Genomic DNA, 1,743 nt, shown 5'->3' with positions numbered 1-1,743 from the left:
ACAGCCCCCACCCGGACCGCATCTGACGATGCGATCCGGCCTCCCCCGCAAGCGGGAGAGGGAGCATACCTACGATGCAGTAACGTTCTTTGTCTTTACTCTTTATGGAACACCAGGGTCCGCAGCTCGATGCTCTCGCGCGGGGCGGCCTCGGCCGGCGTGGTCGGATCGACAAACGCCGTGTGCGGGCCAAACCGCGTCCGGCCGTCGGTCGCCGAGTCGTAGCATTTCAGCAGGATCGCCTCGTCCGGCGTCATCTCGGGAATGTAGAACCAGCGATGGTTCGGATTGTACTTCACCGAATAGGTCTCGCCGCTGCGGTTCGGATAGATCAGATCCGAAGCGATCAGGTCCTCCGGCGCGATCGTGGTGCCGTCGGCCATTGCCAGCGGTGAATCGCGCAGCGGACCGCGGATCGGGCGCCACAGGTTGATCACCTGGACGCGGCCCTTGACGAGTTCGTTGGCTTCGTTCGGCAGGTGCTCGTACACCCGGTTGTGGCCGGAGATCGCGGTCTGGTCGACATGGACGCGGGTCGCGGGCTGGCGCGGACCGCCGCCGCGGATGTCAGCGGCGCCCTCGACGCGCTTGCGCACGGTGTGGTCGAAGATGAAGACGCGATCGGCCTTCAACGTCGCCTTCAGGAAGGCTTCGACCGCGGGATAGTAGACGTTGCGGACTTCGTTGTCGTCGTAATAATCCTTCACGACGGTCGGATGCTTGACCAGCGCAAAGCCCTCGCGGTCGAGCGAGAAGCTGTCCGCGATCAGGCGCCCATCAAAGATCGGAACGTTGTGGGGTTCGGGCAGCGCTGTGGATTTGGGTTCGCCCGGCGGCGGGTCGAAAGCGTAGGTCCGGGGCTTGCCCGGCGTCGGCGCGAGGTAGTTCAGCTCAGCAGTCACAAACGGCAGCGACTCGATACGAGTTTGTTGAAGGCCCATGGTGATCTCCCGGACTCGATTGTTCGTGCTTTTGATCTTGGCGCCGCCAGCCGGGGTGGCAAGGCCGCAGCGAAAATAGCAACGTTGCTGTTTTCTCCGGTACGGAACGGGAAAATTCCTTCCGGTGTCATCCTCGCGAAGTGGATGGTTATTTCGCGCGGTCATTCGAACAGGCGCGCTCGCGGCCTACCCCTCTCCCCACCCTCCCCCGCAAGGGGGGAGGAGCCAGACGATCGCGCTCACCTCACGAAAGCAGTGATCCTACCCGAGTTGCGCCAATGTGAGGGAGGCACGGACGGCACGGTTCCCTCCCCCCTTGCGGGGGAGGGTTAGGGAGAGGGGTGCCACACGGCACGCTCTCTCAACATGCGCCGCGCGAGCACCAAAAGTCCCGCGCATTCGCTCAAAGCCCCGCGCCCTTCTCCACAGCCGCGGCGAACGACCGGTCGACGATGTCGGCGGCGTTGATCTTCTGCCGGATCAGGCCCCAGCGATCGTAGAGGTCGATGGTCTTCTGCTCGTCGGCCACCACGCTGTCGTCGATCGGCGCGATGCGGATCCTGGCCCGCGTCAGCCAGTTTAATGGCACCGCAGGCGGGATGTTCATCAGCCTGCCCCAGGTCGCAGCATAGCCCTCGACATTGTTCTGCGACCACGCGCGCGCGGCGGCGAGGCGTCGCACGAAATCCTCGAGCTCGGCGCGCTTGCCCTTGATCGCATCCGGCGTCGCGACCTGGAAGCCCAGCCCCGGCGTGATGCCGTCGGCCGTGATGACGCGGCGCGACTTGAACAGCACCTCTTC

The 1,743-nt window shown here is 64.5% G+C and carries 1 protein-coding gene and 1 pseudogene; both read right to left on the bottom strand.

From position 1 onward, the window contains the following. Nucleotides 1-95: 95 nt before the first annotated feature. Complete coding sequence (locus QMZ05_RS40750; protein ID WP_353705879.1) at nucleotides 96-941, bottom strand: CmcJ/NvfI family oxidoreductase; 846 nt, start codon at nucleotides 939-941, stop codon at nucleotides 96-98. A gap of 403 nt (nucleotides 942-1,344) precedes the next feature. Continuing rightward, a pseudogene (locus QMZ05_RS40745) lies at nucleotides 1,345-1,743 on the bottom strand (ABC transporter substrate-binding protein); the annotation flags it as partial.

The organism is Bradyrhizobium sp. INPA03-11B, assembly GCF_040446015.1.
Classification (GTDB): domain Bacteria; phylum Pseudomonadota; class Alphaproteobacteria; order Rhizobiales; family Xanthobacteraceae; genus Bradyrhizobium; species Bradyrhizobium macuxiense_A.
Note: the sequence above shows the minus strand (reverse complement) of the source record. Positions and strands in the feature narration are given on the sequence as shown.

Excerpts from the sequence above, each read along its gene's own strand:
- QMZ05_RS40750 (WP_353705879.1), bottom strand. The coding sequence starts at position 941 with ATGGGCCTTCAACAAACTCGTATCGAGTCGCTGCCGTTTGTGACTGCT.